At 39.7% G+C, this 1,060-nt stretch carries 2 protein-coding genes; both read right to left on the bottom strand.

Translation table 11 applies throughout. From position 1 onward, the window contains the following. On the bottom strand, positions 1 to 483 hold a 483-nt coding region (locus tag CXF78_RS01605; RefSeq protein WP_180957023.1), incomplete at its 3' end, for a site-specific integrase. A 93-nt stretch (positions 484 to 576) separates the two neighbouring features. Further along, a partial coding sequence (locus CXF78_RS01600; RefSeq protein ID WP_102035775.1) for a DUF484 family protein occupies positions 577 to 1,060 on the bottom strand: 484 nt, incomplete at its 5' end.

Below are 1,060 nucleotides of genomic sequence, written 5' to 3'. Positions count from 1 at the left end.
TTGATCAAACTTAATGTCAACGCAATCTAAGCTGGCTAACTCAGCTAAACGTAAACCACTTGAATAAAATAGTTCCATAATGGCTTTATCACGCAAGCTCAAAGGATCATCGCCCTCTATGGACAATAAATGGCTGACAGCATCCACATCCATATTTTTCGGTAAGGGTTTATTTTGTTTAGGTGCACTTAACGTCTGTGCCGGGTTTACCGTAACAGCACCTTCGCGCAGCAAAAAATCAAAAAACTGTTTTAAGGCAGACAAACACAAAGATAATGATCGAGGACTCAACCCTTTACGGTGTAATGTTGCCATTATTGATTGCAGCTGATCACGGCTAACTTCAATCAGTTGAGTTGATTCAGCTAACATGTCTTCGACACGACGTAATTCAAACATGTAGTTACGCACGGTATAGGCTGAGTGCTGTCTTTCTGAAGACAAATGTCTGCTAAATATCGTCTGCCAGTCTGTTGGCTTCATCAAGGTACTCCCAGATTGTAACGACTCAGGCCGTCGCCATTTAAGTCTATTTCATCGTTGAAAAATGCTCATTTAAAACACATAGCTTAACGATTACATTTTCGGCAACATATGGTCTAATAAACGACGCAATTGGCTGAATAACAATGAGTCCATATCGGGGTGGAAATGCGTTGGGTCATTACTGGCTATAGCAAATATCACTTGGCCATTTTCATCAGATAATTTAGTTAACGCCACAGAGCCAACTTCACTACCAAACAAACGCTTAGATTCTGATTGAGTTAACCGACCAAAATAATAACCACTTTGGACGCGATGACGCCAAATTTTAGCTAATTCGCTGTCAATATCGTGCACAGTAATTAACCTGACATGACTAAAACCAAACTCGTTTTTTAATCCTTCTGACAACACTAAACGCAGCTCACCTAAATCTTGGCTCGCAAGCATTTTAAACGACAATTCGGTATTAAATTTAAATATTTTCTCATTATGAGTGGCAATATTCATTAGCGAGGTAATTTCTTCTTCAAGCAGGCTAACACGTTGACGTAACAGCTCTTGTCGACGTTCA

It is taken from the genome of Shewanella sp. 11B5 (assembly GCF_002836795.1).
Taxonomy (GTDB): Bacteria; Pseudomonadota; Gammaproteobacteria; order Enterobacterales; family Shewanellaceae; genus Shewanella; species Shewanella frigidimarina.
Note: the sequence above shows the minus strand (reverse complement) of the source record. Positions and strands in the feature narration are given on the sequence as shown.